At 66.6% G+C, this 15,529-nt stretch carries 12 protein-coding genes; 6 read left to right on the top strand and 6 right to left on the bottom strand.

What is annotated here, in order from left to right:
* Nucleotides 1–145: 145 nt before the first annotated feature.
* From A8G15_RS14825 to A8G15_RS14840, 4 genes are read right to left on the bottom strand one after another with little or no spacing between them, the layout of a single operon-like run.
* On the bottom strand, nucleotides 146–1,231 hold the full coding sequence (locus A8G15_RS14825) for a phospholipase D family protein (protein WP_156665406.1): 1,086 nt from the start codon (nucleotides 1,229–1,231) through the stop codon (nucleotides 146–148).
* On the bottom strand, nucleotides 1,228–2,340 hold the full coding sequence (locus tag A8G15_RS14830; protein ID WP_068160766.1) for a restriction endonuclease subunit S: 1,113 nt from the start codon (nucleotides 2,338–2,340) through the stop codon (nucleotides 1,228–1,230). Before A8G15_RS14830 ends, A8G15_RS14825 begins: the two co-directional genes overlap by 4 nt.
* Nucleotides 2,337–3,950 carry a class I SAM-dependent DNA methyltransferase gene (locus tag A8G15_RS14835; protein ID WP_068160997.1) on the bottom strand — a complete coding sequence of 538 codons (1,614 nt, stop codon included), beginning with the start codon at nucleotides 3,948–3,950 and terminating at the stop codon, nucleotides 2,337–2,339. The genes A8G15_RS14830 and A8G15_RS14835 overlap by 4 nt, the downstream gene beginning before the upstream one ends.
* A gap of 2 nt (nucleotides 3,951–3,952) precedes the next feature.
* Nucleotides 3,953–6,022 carry a hypothetical protein gene (locus tag A8G15_RS14840; protein WP_068160768.1) on the bottom strand — a complete coding sequence of 690 codons (2,070 nt, stop codon included), beginning with the start codon at nucleotides 6,020–6,022 and terminating at the stop codon, nucleotides 3,953–3,955.
* Between the two features lie 179 nt (nucleotides 6,023–6,201).
* On the opposite strand from A8G15_RS14840, the gene A8G15_RS14845 reads away from it, so the two are divergent.
* The 6 genes from A8G15_RS14845 (at nucleotide 6,202) to A8G15_RS14870 (ending at nucleotide 13,879) form a co-directional block, all read left to right on the top strand.
* On the top strand, nucleotides 6,202–7,050 hold the full coding sequence (locus A8G15_RS14845; protein ID WP_068160771.1) for a ribonuclease HI: 849 nt from the start codon (nucleotides 6,202–6,204) through the stop codon (nucleotides 7,048–7,050).
* A 207-nt stretch (nucleotides 7,051–7,257) separates the two neighbouring features.
* Entirely contained in the window at nucleotides 7,258–7,938 is a 681-nt protein-coding gene (locus A8G15_RS14850; RefSeq protein WP_245687852.1) for a TetR/AcrR family transcriptional regulator, read from the top strand.
* On the top strand, nucleotides 7,938–10,526 hold the full coding sequence (locus tag A8G15_RS14855; RefSeq protein WP_068160776.1) for an ABC transporter ATP-binding protein/permease: 2,589 nt from the start codon (nucleotides 7,938–7,940) through the stop codon (nucleotides 10,524–10,526). Before A8G15_RS14850 ends, A8G15_RS14855 begins: the two co-directional genes overlap by 1 nt.
* A complete protein-coding gene (locus A8G15_RS14860) occupies nucleotides 10,523–12,265 on the top strand; it encodes an ABC transporter ATP-binding protein (RefSeq protein WP_068160778.1) in 1,743 nt (580 codons plus the stop codon). The genes A8G15_RS14855 and A8G15_RS14860 overlap by 4 nt, the downstream gene beginning before the upstream one ends.
* A 185-nt stretch (nucleotides 12,266–12,450) precedes the next feature.
* The gene (locus A8G15_RS14865) at nucleotides 12,451–12,681 is read left to right on the top strand and encodes a hypothetical protein (RefSeq protein ID WP_156665407.1); all 231 of its coding nucleotides are present in this window, start codon (nucleotides 12,451–12,453) and stop codon (nucleotides 12,679–12,681) included.
* Between the two features lie 160 nt (nucleotides 12,682–12,841).
* Nucleotides 12,842–13,879, top strand: a complete 1,038-nt coding sequence (locus A8G15_RS14870; protein ID WP_068160783.1) for a beta-ketoacyl-ACP synthase III — start codon at nucleotides 12,842–12,844, stop codon at nucleotides 13,877–13,879.
* A 60-nt stretch (nucleotides 13,880–13,939) separates the two neighbouring features.
* On the opposite strand, the gene fabG is transcribed toward A8G15_RS14870, so the two are convergent.
* Nucleotides 13,940–14,698: a 3-oxoacyl-ACP reductase FabG gene (fabG, locus tag A8G15_RS14875; RefSeq protein ID WP_068160788.1), complete on the bottom strand. Its 759-nt coding sequence runs from the start codon at nucleotides 14,696–14,698 to the stop codon at nucleotides 13,940–13,942.
* Nucleotides 14,699–14,727: 29 nt separating this feature from the next.
* Complete coding sequence (locus A8G15_RS14880) at nucleotides 14,728–15,489, bottom strand: SDR family NAD(P)-dependent oxidoreductase (RefSeq protein ID WP_068160790.1); 762 nt, start codon at nucleotides 15,487–15,489, stop codon at nucleotides 14,728–14,730.
* Nucleotides 15,490–15,529 lie beyond the last annotated feature (40 nt).

Below are 15,529 nucleotides of genomic sequence, written 5' to 3' on the forward strand. Positions count from 1 at the left end.
TCAACCTGTGCAAGTCAGGCCCAAGCTTCCTCGAGCGACGACAATCTCGACGCCGACCGACGTCCAAGGGAAACTCCAACGCCCCGGCCGAGTAGCCACTCCGAAAAGTGTGGGTGTGCCCGAGTTCCGAGGCACACCCCACTCCTCATCCCTGTCGGTACTCCGGCCAGAGGCTCAGAAGCGCATCGATTGCGCTCTTGCGGAAGTAGTTGCGTTCGAACTCAGGCTTCTCTCCGAGCGGGCCGAACGCAGCACGAACGTTTGCCCACGAGACATCACGGGGTGACTCTGTAAGGTGCAAGTAGCAGTACCTGTCTCCGTTGTCGTCGTCATACAGGTAGACAACAGATCCCGGCGGCGCGACCTGCGTCTGATTCGTCACACGCCCGCTCGCACTCGCATCTACACAAATCAGGTGAGACCCCACGGAGAGAGGTAGCCGCCACTCGGGTTCATTGAGATCGCGGAACACGAACAGAACTGAGCCCGAGTCTGGAGCGTCGCACCCCAATTCGGCTGAAAGCCGGCCTTGGTGGTGCACGACCTCAGAGGGAGGGTCGAACTCTGATGTCATCCGCACGAGCAGTAGCTGCGTCGGGCGCGGCCGCGATGCGGAATTCCCTTCCTGAGTCGGAGGTGTCACTTCTTCGGTGGGTGCCACCTCGTTGTGGACGTCACCCGCCCTGGGCGCAGCGCTGTCCTGCGCTCCGTCTGCTCGGTAGTGCTCGCCGAGCGCGTGCGCTTCATCGAGTGTGAGCGGTTTACCGGCTTGCACCTTCCACGCCAGCAGTTCACTTCGAGCCTCGTCGAGGCAGTCTCGACTGTCGGTCAGAATCACGCTCTCGGTGAGCCTTGCCGCCGAGGATCCCGAGAGGTTCGCCGACCCGACAATCAGAAAGGCTGGATGCGACTCCCCCGTAGATTCGGCAAGAATCATCTTGGCGTGCACGCCCTCCCACGAATACACGCCTACACCCGCCCCGATCCATTCAGTGAGAACGCGAGGGTCCGTCGACCCGGCACGTACCGTTGCCACGCTCGCGTCGACGATGATCGAAGAACCACGATCGAGCTTGATCAGATCACCACCGCGCGAGCCGACGTAGGCGACCGCCGCCAAAATGGTGGATGAGTGTGGAGCGAGGAGAGGGGTGAGCTCATCCCAGACTCGCTGCCCGGCAACCACTCGTGCAGTGCGATCTTCGAGCCCTAAGCTTGCAGCATCTGTCACGTCGACTGTGCTTCCTCAACAATCTTCTCGGCGGCCCGCACGCGCAGTTCACCGGACACCAACCTCGGCAGGAGGGCATCACGAAGTGCCGCAAGGTCCTGCGACTCCCGACGTGCTGCGTGGATCACCGACGACAACCCGTCGATGTTACTTCTCGCGCGGTCGTCGAGCTGACGCACGTCTGGAACGTTCACGCCGAGAAGATCTGCCGGCTTCACCCGCTGATGACTCCCCGATGTACCCGCGACCATAGACTCGAGCTGCCGGGCGACCGCCGCTTGACGAAGCGCAGCCCACAACGTTGAGGTTGAACCGCATTTCGGTTCGAGCACAAGGAATTCGGTCGACGAGTACGCCGGTATATCTGGAACTGCCGGAATCTCCCAGACCCGGGGAAACCGAGGGTTGAGCTTGGAGATGAGAACCGATGGAGCTTCGATCTTGAATTTGGAGCTCTTGATCTCCGCTGGATCGATAACCTCGGGCGACTCGCCCTCATCGAAAGCCGGGAGGCTGAAGTGAGCAACTCGGTCCGCACCGGACTCCGAAGGCATCCGCGATGACCGCCGATGATGGACCAACTCGGCAAGCGGGGCAACTTCACAATCGCCTAGCATTAGCACGGCAAGTGCATTCGCTGTTGCGGCAAGCTTGCGGTTTGAGGCGATCTTGTCGTCGAGGGCGCCGAGGAGGTCTGCAATTGCTCGCTGTTCTCGTACTGGCGGCCATAGAACCCTGAGCGGATGTAGGTGATTTCGATTGAGTGTCGGATTCGCCGATCCAGCGTCCAACCATGTGGTATCGAAACCAGACATGAAGTAGTAGACAAACCGAGGAACACTGGACTTGAAATCCTTGACCCAAAGCGTGGTGTCGTGCGGCCAGAAATCACCGTCAAGATAGAAAGTCTTGCCAAGGGTTCCCTTGCGTCCAATCACAACCCCAGGCCCATGTGCTACCGACACATCGTGGAAGCTACTGACACCTCCCGATGAGACCACAGGGATCGCACCGTCGCGCTGCTCGGATCTGGTTATGTCGAACCCCCGTTGAAACGTGAGAACATCCCCCAGCGTGGTCTCGGTCCAGCCAGCTGGAACCCGCGTCATCCGACCCTCCCCAACTGCTCCCGCACGACAGCCTGCAGCCGCGCCGACTCGTCGAACTGTTCGTACAGTTCCTTCGTCAACCGCGCGATCTTCTCTTCGATCGGCTCACCGTCGTCTTCGAGCGGCGCCGCGCCGACGTAGCGACCTGGGGTGAGCGCATAGTCAGCGTCCTTGATCTCGGCGAGCGTGGCTGAGTAGCAGAAGCCGGCCTCGTCGGCGTATTCGACACCCTTCGCGGATTCCGTTCCGCGCCAAGCGTGGAACGTTCCGGCGATCTTCGCAATGTCCTCGTCCGAGAGCGCACGCTCCGCGCGGTCGACCATGTAACCGAGGTTGCGGGCATCGATGAACAGTACCTGCCCACGCCGGTCGATCGAACCCTTCGGCCCCGGCGCCTTATCCTTCGCGAAGAACCACACGCACACCGGAATTCCCGTGCTGCGGAACAACTGTGTCGGCAGCGCGACCATGCACGACACCTGGTCGGCCTCGACCAGTCGAGCCCGGATATCGCCTTCACCACCGGAATTCGACGACATCGTTCCGTTGGCCATGACCACACCGGCGCTGCCGCGTTCGGCGAGTTTCGACAGGATGTGCTGAATCCACGCGTAGTTCGCGTTGCCCGCCGGCGGGACACCGAACTTCCACCGCTTGTCGTCCTCGCGGCGCGTCCAATCCTTGATGTTGAAAGGAGGATTCGCCATCACGAAATCTGCGAGCAGATCCGGATGCACATCGTGGGCGAACGTGTCTTCCCACTTCGGGCCGAGCTGTGCGGTGATGCCGTGAATGGCGAGATTCATCTTCGCCATCCGCCACGTGCGCTCGTTGTGTTCCTGCCCGTACACCGAAATATCGGCCGGATTGCCGCCGTGGTGATCGATGAACTTCTCGGCCTGCACGAACATGCCACCCGAACCGCAGCACGGGTCGTACACCCGCCCGTTGTACGGTTCCAGCATCTCGACGAGAACGCGCACAACCCCTGCGGGCGTGTAGAACTCGCCGCCGCGTTTGCCCTCGGCGCGGGCGAACTTCTCCAGGAAGTACTCGTACACCTCGCCGAGCAGATCCCGGGCACGGCGCGCGCCTTCGCCCGTGAAGCGGGTGTCGTTGAACATGTCGATCAACTCACCCAGTCGCCGCTGGTCGACACTCGGGTTGTTGAAGATGATCGGCAGAGTGCCCGTGAGGGTGGCGTTCTCGGCCATCAACCCGCGCATCGCGCCATTGACCAGTTCACCGACGGTACGGGCCTCGACGTCATCGGATTCCTGGATACCCTTTGCGTTCTGCGCGAGGTATGACCAGCGGGCCTCCTCCGGCACCCAGAACACGCTCGACCCGAGGTACTCGTCGCGGTCGTCGATGAGCGACGCGATGCCCTCTTCGTCGAGACCGTCCGCGATGAGTTCCTGCTCGAGCTGCTCACGCCGCTCGTCGAACGCGTCGGAGACGTACTTGAGGAACACCAGTCCGAGGATGACGTCCTTGTACTGCGACGCGTCCATGGATCCGCGCAGCTTATCCGCGGCCTTCCACAGCGTGTCCTTCAGTTCCTTCATCGTCGACGGTGCCGTGACCGCCGCCTTCTTCCTCGGTGGCATCTTCACCCTTCCTCCGGGACTGTCCCGTGCTCAATGTCGACGGACAGGACTCCGCGAGTCACTCCGTCGATGATCGTGTCGGCCAAAAGATCCAAACTGTCCAGCAATAGCTGCGCGTCGCGTCGTCGGCTCTCGAACTCGGCCAATGATGCTTCGGCCGCGGCGACCCGGTTCGGCGCGATCACCGGGACCGTCCAGTCCTGCCAGCGCCGACCGCCACGGATCGCGCCCGCCGGCTTGTCGTCGGCGGCGAGCTGCCGCAGGTGTCGGGCGATGAGCCCCGGCACCAGGCCGTCGACCTTGCTGTTGCGCACCCGCAGCACGCGGGCGGGGGCCAGGACCAGCGACGCGCCGTCGGTGTCGACGGTGATCCCGAAGCGCGGCGCCGTGCAGAAGACGATGTCGCCGGGCTCGGTGTACCGGCTGCTCGGATAGTTCGCGGTGTGCACCAGCCGGTCGACACCACGCACTCCGATCCGCTTCTGCCCCAATAACTCTTCGGTGCCGATGACGCGCACCTGACCACCCGCGATCACGTGGTCGGTGTCGATCCGGTTGCCGGAGACCAGCGCGAGTTTGCGTTGCGCGACGAGCTCACCGGCGGTCGGCAGCGGAGTCGCCTTCGGCTGGTGATACTCGACGGCGAGAGACAGTCCGCCGGCCACCTTGCATGCCTGGTCGTTGATGCGATCGACGAGCGACATCGTCCGGCTCGCGACATCGGCACCACGACCGGCCGGAAGCACGGTGCGGGTGGCGACGAGGCCACGGCTGTCTTCGGCGAGCAACTGGGACGTGGGGTGCACCGCGCCGAAATGGAAGGCGTGCGCTCGCACAGAATCCCACGCACCCATCGCCGCGACCACGTCGGAGACCACGCCGTCGATGGTGTCGCGATCGAGACTGCGGTGCCCGATGTCGGCCAGCACCGTGAACAGGTCCGTGGGGGCGAGACGTTCGTCGGCCGCGCCGAGCACCCACAACGCCATCGACGTGCCGGGTCGCGTCACCAGCAGCCCCTCCGGCAGCCGGATCGCGGCGCGCAATCGGTCCGAACGCAGAATGCCGGATCGGATCGCCGACGCCTCACGATCCCGCAACGCGTCGACGAGGATGGCGGCGGGCGCGATGACGACCGCGAGATGATCGCGACCCATCTGCATGGTGATGTTGTCGATTTCGGTGAGCACCTCGACAGCGGACGCGCCCCGCGTGGACGGGCATGGGTACTGGGTGAGGAACAGAGCGGGTCGGTCGACGGAGAAGTCCGCCCCGAAACCTTCTTCGGGTGCGGGGTGGCGACGCCACCGGTGCATCGCAAGCCGCCGGCGAGCCAGCCGCGCGGAGGCGGTGTCGGATCGCCCGGTGATCGCGACCGGTTCGACATCCTCGAGGAGCGTGCGACGCAACGCGACGAGCAGGTCGCTGCCGTCGGCGGACGGATCGACGAACACGGTCCGATCGTCGGCGACGAGCGCGGTCGCAACGCGCACACACAGTTCGAGAGCCGTGTCGGTGAGGGCCGAATCGGCGAGGTCGGGCAGTGGGACCCGGAACCGTTGCGCCAGAAGCGCTTCGAACGCGCGTTCCGGAGTGTAGGCAGCGTCGGCCATGCGATCGGCATGCCGGGCGTAGCTGGCGAGATGATCGCCCAGGTCCGCGATCTCCCGGTACAGATAGTCGTCGTCGGGGTCGAACTCGTCGGCTTCGTCGAGGATGTCATCGTCGTCGAGGTCAGCGAGGGGGCTACCGAGGTGCGCCGCGAGGCACAGCAGTGCGGTGAGGCCGGCGAATGCGGTGTCCGCGCCGATGCCGGCGGGGTGATCGAGCGCAGCGTGGATCGCAACGTCCTCGGCGAGTGCCTCGTTGTTGCCGAGTCCGCGGTCGCGGAGCCAGTCGACGACCTCGTCGGCCGCGAACTTCTCCTGCCGCGCATCGACCCGTACAGGTCGCGGGAACGGGCGGTCGGTGCCGCTGTAGCGCGTGGTCCACACCGACACGACGGGGCGTTTCACGCCGGCGAGCGCCGCGATGTCGGTCTTGGTCAAAAGCAGGGCCGGTTCGTCACGCACGGTGTTGTCGGCCCCCTTCGATAGCGTCGGCAACCCTTGCCGAGTTCGCAGCGAAATCTACTGGAGAGACCCGACACGACCACACGTAGGGCTGATATCCCCTGTTATCAGCCCATTGCTCGCGGCGGGGCCAGCGACGCCCGCAGGGTGGATGCCAGTCGATCACCGAGGAGGAACACATGCTCGCCGCCATCCACATCCGCCAGGTCCGCACCGACCTCGGCCCGCTCACGTTCGCCGCCCTCGCCACCCACGAAGGCGTCCGGTTGTTCACCCGCGACGGCGATACAGACACCGACCGCAACCTCGTCGGACTCGACGCGTTCGCGTTCTTGTACGAGCAGGTCCGCTACGACTCGGCGCGGCTGCACCTCTCCGACGCCTGCCTGCGCCGCAATCTGAAGTTCGTGGCGGCCTCGTTCCCGGCCGTCGAGTTCGTCGACACCGCATTTGGTCCGTTCGGCGCGCTCCTGCGCCACGCGTCCGACGCGATCGGTGAGCATGTCGCCGGCCTCCTCGCCGCGGACGAAGCACGCCGGGAGGCCGCCCGCGCCGCGCTGCCGCCTCTGCTCGTCGCCACCGATGCGTCGAAGGCGCGAAAGTTGCGCGGCGTCGGGCTCGGCTGCATCTCCGAAACCGGACGTCGCCGGATGCACATGGCTCCCGACGCCCGGTCGATTCTGGAGGGCGAACTGCTCGCGATCGAGATGGGCATCGATCGGTTCCGCGACCGCGACCTGCACATCCTCACCGACAGCCGGCTGGCGATCGCCGCCCTCGACGGCCGTTACCACGGGCGTCCCGGTGTCGCAGCCGTCGTCGACCGCATCCACGAGGCAGCCAGAGGTCGCAACGTGCGGTTCGCGTGGGTGCGCGGCCACAACAGGCATCCGCTCAACGAGGCAGCGCACCGTCTCGCGGTCGCGGCCCGTCGCTGCTACGAAGCGAACGTGTCGCAGGACGTCGCGGCCGCGATCGCCGACAACATCGTCGAGTCGCTCCTCGAGGACAATCGACACAGCGCGTAAGAACGCGCCCCGAACCCGGTGGTGGGAACCATCATTCGGTCTATCCGAATGATGGTTCCCTTCACCCGGAGCGCGGCGGTCGCTGAGGTACCGCGCGAGGATCAAGATCACCTTCGACGTACGACCGTGTTGCACGGCACTGGGGGCGGAACTTAGACTCACCTAAGTTACAGGGCATAACTTACCGAGAATCAGGGGTACACACACGTGATCGGCAGACGTCCGCGCATGTTCGAGATCGACGACATCATTCGCGTCGGTCGCGAACTCGGGATGCGCCGGCTGAGCATGAACGCCGTCGCCGCGGAACTCGGCGTGTCCTCGACCGCGCTGTACCGGGCGGTCGACGGACGCTGGGGGCTCGAACGACTCGTCGGGGAGAGCGTGCTCGGCGACCTCACGCTCCGCGACGATCCGGACCACAACGTCGAACAGCACCTGCTGTCCTTCGGCCTGCAGATGTGGAACTTCATCGTCCGGCATCCGGGACTGGGCGTGTACATGCAGACCCTGTTCCCCCGCGGCGACGCCGGTCGTCTCCTGATGGCACATCAGATCGAGGCACTGAGCCGGCGCGGTTACACCCCCGACGTCGCCATCGCGCTGTCCAGCGTGATCGCCGGCGTCGCCATCAACTACGCGGTGGCCGAGGACTCGCAGCTCGAACGGGGCGACAGCCTCGAGGAGCAGCGCCGTGAGGTCACCGATCAGCTCTCGACCGACGAGAATTTGGGGGAAGTGCATCGCGACCTACCTCAGGTGGAACATGCACAATACGTGAGACTCGTTCTGACAGCGACGATCCGAGGAGTTCTGTCGGCCGCCCCTCCCGGGCGGCCGCTCGATCAGGTGATCGCCGACCTTGCGGCGGCGGGAGTGGGGGTCTGATGGCCAAACGCGGCTTCCAGGGGGCGATGATGCGCGGGTTCGGTGCCCGCGATCACGATGCCGTGGTGACCGGCACCGAATTACTCGCACCGCACTTTCTGCGGGTGAGGATGTCGTCACCGACACTGTTCCGGGACGCCGATCCGGGACCGACCGCGTGGGTTCGGATCTGGTTTCCCGACCCCGACGGCGGAAATGCCGAATACCAACGTGGATATACATTTTCGGAGACGGATCCGGATGAGGGCACGTTCGCGGTGGACTTCGTGCTGCACGAGCCGGCAGGCCCGGCGTCGACGTGGGCGCAGCGCGCTGCACCGGGCGACCACCTCAGTGTCACGTCGTTCGGGTCGAGGACGCTCGAGGTACCGGACGACCTGCCGGCCGGTTACCTGCTGATCGGCGACTCCGCGTCGATCCCCGCGATCAACAGTATCCTCACCGCTCTCCCCCACGACGTCGCCGTCGAACTGTATCTCGAACAGCACCACGAGGACGACCTTCTCATTCCCATGGCCGATCACCCTCTGCTGGAGAAGCATTGGGTTCCGAGGAGCGGAGCGACCTCACTGGCCGCGGCCATCGAGGACCGGGACTGGTCGAACTGGTACGCGTGGGCCGGTCCCGAATCCGGATCGCTCAAACACCTGAGGACCCGGCTGCGCGACGACTTCGGCTTCCCCAAGTCCGAGGTGCACGCGCAGGCGTACTGGTACCACGGACGCGCCATGGGCAAGCTGCGCTCCACCGAGACCGAAGAGACCACCACCGCACCGGTGCCCGCCGAGAAACCGGTGGAAACAACACCCATCTCGGCGCAATCCGACCGCGGAACGTGGCAGGCGCAGGCCGGCGGGCGGCTCGTGTCCCCGCTGAAGCCCACCCTCGTCACCGCCGGCGTCGTCCAGGCGATCGTCACCCTGATCCAGCTCGCCCCGTTCGTACTGCTCACCGAACTGGCCCGCCGGATGCTCGATGGCGCACCGTCGGCGCAACTGTGGAATCTCGGAGCGTGGGCGATCGGGCTGATGGGTGCCGGCATGCTCCTCGCATCGGCCCTGACCCTGTGGCTGCACGCCGTCGACGCACGCTTCGAACGCGATCTGCGGCAACAACTTCTCGGCAAGCTCGCGAAGGTGCCCCTCGGCTGGTTCACCTCACGCGACTCCGGTCGGGTCAAGCGTCTCGTGCAGGACGACACCCTGTCTCTGCACTATCTGGTCACGCACGCCGTGCCCGACGCGGCCGCCGCGGTCGTCGCGCCGCTCGCCGTACTGGTCTACCTGTTCACCGTCCACTGGGGTCTCACGCTCGCACTGTTCCTCCCGATCCTCGTCTACATCGTGACCATGGTCGTCATGATGGCCCAGTCCGGGCCGAAGACCGCCCAGTCCGCTCGCTGGGCCGAACGGATGGACACCGAAGCCGCGGGTTACCTCGACGGCCAGCCCGTCATCCGCGTGTTCGGCGGCGCCGCGGCCTCCACGTTCCGGGCGCGTCTGCGCGAGTACATCGGGTTCCTCGACGACTGGCAGCGACCGTTCACCGGCAAGAAGGCTCTCATGGATCTCGCGACCCGGCCGGCGACCTTCCTGCTGCTCATCACAGGATTCGGCACCCTACTGGTCACCGGCGGCACGAATCCGACGACGCTGCTCCCGTTCCTGTTCCTGGGCACCACTTTCGGTGCGCGGCTCCTCGGACTCGGCTACGGTCTGTCCGGCCTGCGCGACGGCATGCTCGCCGCTCGCCGCATCCAGGTCGCGCTCGACGAACCCGAACTCGTGTCCCGGAATCACGCGGGCCGCCACGTCCGGAAGAGCTTCACCGCGGTGCAGTTCGACGATGTCCGCTTCTCGTACCGGCCCGGTGTTCCTGTGCTCGACGACATCTCGCTCGAGCTCGAGGCCGGGACGGTCACCGCGCTCGTCGGCCGGTCCGGTTCCGGCAAGTCCACGATGGCGGCGCTGCTGGCCCGGTTCCACGATGTCGACGACGGCGCGATCCGCGTTTTCGGTCGTGACATCCGTGAGCTGACTCCGGACGAGCTGTACCGGCAGGTCGGTTTCGTGTTCCAGCAGACCCAGCTGATCCAGGGCACGGTCCGGGAGAACATCGCGCTCGCCGTTCCCGACGCGACCGATCAGATGGTCGAGGCGGCGACCCGCAGCGCCTACATCCACGACCGCATCACGGAGCTGCCCGACGGGTACGACACGATGCTCGGCGCGAATCCGCCCTTGTCCGGCGGTGAGCGGCAACGCATCGCGATCGCCCGGGCGATTCTCGCGGACACCCCGATCCTCGTGCTCGACGAGGCGACGGCCTACGCCGATCCCGAATCCGAGTACTTCGTGCAGCAGGCGCTGAGCCGGCTCACCGAGGGGCGCACCGTCCTGGTGATCGCCCACCGGCTGCACACCGTCGCCGGGGTCGATCGCATCGTCGTGCTCGACCGCGGCCGCATCGCCGAGACCGGCACCCACACCGAACTGTTCGCCCGTGACGGCCGCTACCGGAGGCTGTGGGATGCGGGAGCCGTCCCGTCCAGCACCCTCGCCGATGCAGATCAGGAGCCGGCCCGATGATCCGTACCCTGCTCACCCTGCTGCCGCCCGGCAGCCGCCGCACCGTCGTCACACACCTGACGCTGACCGTGATCGGCGTGCTGCTCCGCGCCGTGGGCGTAGTCCTGCTCGTGCCGCTCGTCGGCGCACTGTTCGGCTCGGCCCCCGCCGACGCCTGGCCGTGGCTGGGCGCGCTCGCTGCCGTCACCGTCGCCGGCTGGGTGGTCGACGCGTGGGGCGCCCGCTTCGGATTCGACCTCGGTTTCGGGCTGCTGTCGCATGCCCAGCAGGAGGTCGCCGACCGGATCGCCCGTATCCGGCTCACCTGGTTCACCGCTGAGAACACCGCGACCGCCCGTCAGGCCATCGCCGCGACGGGACCCGACCTCGTCGGGCTCATCGTGTACCTGGTGACACCGCTGCTCGGTGCCGTGCTGCTCCCGCTGGCGCTCGCGATCGCCCTCTTTCCGGTCTCGTGGGTGCTCGGTCTCGCCGCGCTCGCCGGAATCCCGTTGCTGCTCAGCGCGTTTCTCGCAGCCGGTCGGTTCTCGCGCAATGCGGATCGCGTCGCGTCGGACACCAACGTCGCGTTGACCGAACGGATCGTCGAGTTCGCGCGCACACAGCAGGCGCTGCGCGCCGCGCGCCGCGTCGAACCGGCCCGGAGTCATGTGGGCTCGGCCCTGTCGGCTCAGCATGCGGCGACGTTCCGGTTGATCTTCATGCAGATCCCCGGGCAGCTGGTGTTCGGTCTGGCGAGCCAACTCGCGCTGGTGATCCTGGCCGGCACGGTGACGGCGCTGACCGTCCGCGGCGACCTGGACGTTCCGGAGGCGATCGCTCTGATCGTCGTCGTCGTCCGCTATCTCGATTCGTTCACCACCCTCGGTGATCTCGCCGGAGGTGTCGAGGCGTCCATCACGACGCTGCGCCGCATCCGCGCCGTGCTCACCGCGCCCGTCGACGACGAGAACGGAACCATGACGATCGTCGGTCGCGCACCGCGAATCGAATTGCAGGGCATCGGCTTCCGGTACGACGACGAGTCCCCTGCGGCGCTCGACGGCCTCGACCTGATGTTCGAGGCGGGCACCACCACCGCGATCGTCGGTCCGTCCGGTTCCGGCAAGAGTACGGTGCTGGCATTGCTGGCCGGCCTGCACGAACCGGACACCGGCCGGGTCCTCGTCGACGGTATCGACACCGCCGCGCTGGACCCGATCTCACGGCACCACCTGACCGGTGTGGTCTTTCAGCATCCGTATCTGTTCGACGGCACGATCCGCGAGAACATCCGGGTCGGTGACCCGCACGCGGACGGCGCCGCGCTCGGAACCGCGGCGGCACTCGCGCGGGTCGACGAGATCGTCGCGGCGTCCCCGGACGGCTGGGAAACCCGGGTCGGCGAGGGTGGTAGTGCATTGTCCGGCGGTGAGCGGCAACGTATCTCGATCGCGCGAGCACTGCTCAAACCGGCACCGGTGCTGCTGGTCGACGAGGCGACCAGCGCGCTGGACACCGAAAACGAAACCGCGATCGTGCAGGCACTGACCGCGGACCCGACACCGCGAACCCGTGTGATCGTCGCGCATCGTCTCGCAAGCATCCGCACCGCCGATCGGGTCGTGTTCCTCGAGAACGGACGAGTCGTCGAGGACGGCACCGTCGACGGGTTGCTCGCTGCCGGGGGACGCTTCGCCGAGTTCTGGCGTCAGCGCGATGCCGCCTCAGGGTGGCGACTGGAGGCCGCACGCAGGTAGTGACGGACAACGGTGTCCCGCGCCTGCAGGCTCCGCCGGCGAGAGGGCTCCGCTCCGGGATCGTTCGATTCCACATACGCCGGGACTCGGCGATGGGACTGTTCCCAAAGGCGCTGGCAATGGTCCTGGTTCGACGCGTTCCGTGTTAGCTTCCGCCTTTACCGGTACATCGGAGAGGAACCTTCATGCGTAGATCGATATCGATCGTGGCACTCGCGGTCGGACTCGCAGCGGCCGCGGCCGGGTTTGCGAATGCGAACACCGTCCCGCCGGAGTCCGCTGCGCCGGTGAGCGGGACACCTCGCGCGGGAGTCGCGGAGCTCGGGTGCCTTCCCAGCGATGTTCTGTCGAACATCTTCTGCGCGCTGAGCCAGTCGGGTTCGCTGAAGTCCGGGTCCGGATCGATCCTGCCGTAAGGACCGGAATCCGATCCCCGGGACGCCGCCGAGTCGGGGCACGCGGCGGGCGCCGGACGGCTCGTGCGACACGCGATTGCGGGAACTCCATTCCTAAACCCGCCGATCGGTTCCATGATGGATCCGGCCGGAAACGTTCGATTCGGCCGGAGAGGACGTCATGCCCACCGCTATCACCACCGCTTCGGCGGTCACGCACGCTGCGCTTCTCGGGATCGGGGCCTACCGGCCGCGACGCGTCGTGCCCAACTCCGAGATCGTCGATCGCATCGATTCGTCCGACGAGTGGATCCGAACGCGCTCGGGCATCGCCACCCGCCGCTGGGCCGAGCCCGACGAGACCATCGTGTCTATGAGCGTGGCCGCTTCCCGGGACGCGCTGTCCGCCGCGGGGCTGGCCGCGGACCAGATCGACGCGGTCGTGCTGGCCACGTCGTCGCAGATGGTTCTCGGACCGTCAGCCGGCGCGGTCGTCGCCTCCGAACTCGGCATGCACGACACAGCCGCGTTCGACATCTCCGCAGGCTGCGCCGGGTTCTGTTACGCACTGGGCAACGCCGCGGCGCTGGTCCGGGCCGGGCAGGCCCGGTACGTCCTCGTGATCGGGGTGGAACGGCTGTCGGATCTGCTCGACCCCACCGATCGCACGTGCGCGTTCATCTTCGCCGACGGCGCCGGCGCTGCAGTGGTCGGCCCGTCCGACACCGAGGGCATCGGTCCCGTCGCGTGGGGTTCGGACGGCACCCAGACCGACGCCATCAAGCAGGACAAGGACTTCGCCCGGTACTTCGCGGAAGTCGAGGCGGCCGGGGGCAGCGGTGACGTGCCCGAACGACCGTACATCCGTATGAACGGTGCTGCGGTGTTCCGGTGGGCCGTCACGTTCCTCGAGAAGGCGTGCCGCGACGCTCTCACGAAGGCCGGGGTCACCGTCGACGATCTGGACGCCTTCGTGCCGCATCAGGCCAACAGCCGCATCACCGACGCACTGGTTCGCGCGTTGTCCCTGCCCGACACCGTCACGGTCGCACAGGACATCGCCGAGACCGGCAACACGAGCGCCGCGTCGATTCCGCTTGCGATGGAACAGCTCCTCCGGTCCGGTGGCGCGAAACCCGGTGACACCGCACTCCTGGTGGGATTCGGCGCCGGGCTCGCCTACGCCGGGCAGGTCGTGCGGCTGCCGTCGCTGGGGTGACCGAAACGAGTGCGGCGCCGTGGTCCCGGCCGGGATCACGGCGCCGCACCCGATCGGCAGTCAGTCCTTCGGACCGCCGGCGACGTAGATGACCTGGCCGGACACGAATCCGGCGCCCTCGGACGCGAGGAACGACGCGGTGTGCGCGATGTCCTCGGGCTCGCCGACGCGCGCGACCGGGATCTGCGAGGCGGCGACCTTCTTGTAGTCCTCGAACGACGCACCGACGCGCTCGGCGGTGGCGGCGGTCATCTCGGTGGCGATGAAGCCAGGGGCGATCGCATTGGCGGTGACACCGAACTTGCCCAGCTCGATCGACAGGGTCTTGGTGAAGCCCTGCATGCCGGCCTTGGCCGCGGAGTAGTTGACCTGCCCACGGTTGCCCTGCGCGGACGTGCTCGACAGGTTGACGATACGGCCGTACTTGTTGTCCACCATGTACTTCTGGGTGGCGCGGGCCATGAGGAATGCGCCGCGCAGGTGCACGGCCATGACCGCGTCCCAGTCCTCGACGGTCATCTTGAACAGCAGATTGTCGCGGGTGATGCCGGCGTTGTTGATCAGCACCGTGGGCTCACCGAGTTCGGCGACGACCTTCTCCACCGCGGCGGCGACGGACGCCTCGTCGGCGACGTTCGCACCGACCGCGAGGGCCTTGCCACCGGCGGCTTCGATGGCGGCGACGGTGTCGGCGCAGTTGTCGGCGTCGAGGTCGAGTACGGCGACCTGCATGCCGTCGGACGCGAGACGCTTGGCGACGGCGGCACCGATGCCGCGGGCGGCTCCGGTGACGATGGCGGTGCGGACTGTCGAGCTCACTACATACCTCCGTGTGATGGGTGGAACGGTCAGTTGATGGTGAGGCCGCCGTCGACCGCGAGGGTCTGGCCGGTGACGTACCCGGCCGCGTCGGAGACCAGCCACACGAGTGTGGCAGCAAGTTCGGCCGGGTCACCGGTCCGGCCGAGGACGATCCGCGACTTCATCCCCTCGATGTAGCCGTCCGGGTACTCGTCGGTCATTTCGGTTGCGAAGAAACCCGGGGCGATCGAGTTGACACGGATGCCCTTGCGGGCGCCCCACTGCTGCGCGAGGTCGCGGGTCAGGCCGATGACACCGGCCTTGCTCGCGGCGTACGCGGCCTGCGGCAGCCCGGCGGTGGTGATGCCGAGGATCGAGGAGATGTTGACGATCGAACTGCCCGGCTGCATGACGCGACCGGCGGCCTGCGCGGCCCAGTACGAGCCGTTGAGGTTGATGTCGACGACGCGGCGGAACTGGTCCGGGGTCTCCTTCGTGGCGGGGACCGCAGTACCGATGCCGGCGTTGTTGACGAGGATGTCGACCTTGCCGAGTTGTTCGACGGCGGTGTCGACCATGCGCTGCGCCTGGTCCGGATCTGCGATGTCGGTTTCGACGGTGACAGCACGGCGACCGGCGGCGCGAACGAGTTCGGCGGTCTTCGCGAGCCGGTCGACGCGGCGGGCCGCGAGCACGACGTCGGCTCCGGCTTCGGCCAGTGCCTGCGCGAACGCGACGCCGAGGCCGGACGATGCTCCGGTGACGATCGCGACACGATCGTCGAGGCGGAACCTGTCGAGAGCGGACACAGTTGTCTCCTCGTGAGTGACGGGGGCTACAGATCTGTAT

The organism is Rhodococcus phenolicus (assembly GCF_001646785.1).
Taxonomy (GTDB): domain Bacteria; phylum Actinomycetota; class Actinomycetes; order Mycobacteriales; family Mycobacteriaceae; genus Rhodococcus; species Rhodococcus phenolicus.

Coding starts and splice junctions, on each gene's coding strand:
- A8G15_RS14845 (WP_068160771.1), top strand. CDS start 6,202: ATGCTCGCCGCCATCCACATCCGCCAGGTCCGCACCGACCTCGGCCCG.
- A8G15_RS14865 (WP_156665407.1), top strand. CDS start 12,451: ATGCGTAGATCGATATCGATCGTGGCACTCGCGGTCGGACTCGCAGCG.
- A8G15_RS14830 (WP_068160766.1), bottom strand. CDS start 2,340: ATGACGCGGGTTCCAGCTGGCTGGACCGAGACCACGCTGGGGGATGTT.
- A8G15_RS14870 (WP_068160783.1), top strand. CDS start 12,842: ATGCCCACCGCTATCACCACCGCTTCGGCGGTCACGCACGCTGCGCTT.
- A8G15_RS14860 (WP_068160778.1), top strand. CDS start 10,523: ATGATCCGTACCCTGCTCACCCTGCTGCCGCCCGGCAGCCGCCGCACC.
- A8G15_RS14835 (WP_068160997.1), bottom strand. CDS start 3,950: ATGCCACCGAGGAAGAAGGCGGCGGTCACGGCACCGTCGACGATGAAG.
- A8G15_RS14855 (WP_068160776.1), top strand. CDS start 7,938: ATGGCCAAACGCGGCTTCCAGGGGGCGATGATGCGCGGGTTCGGTGCC.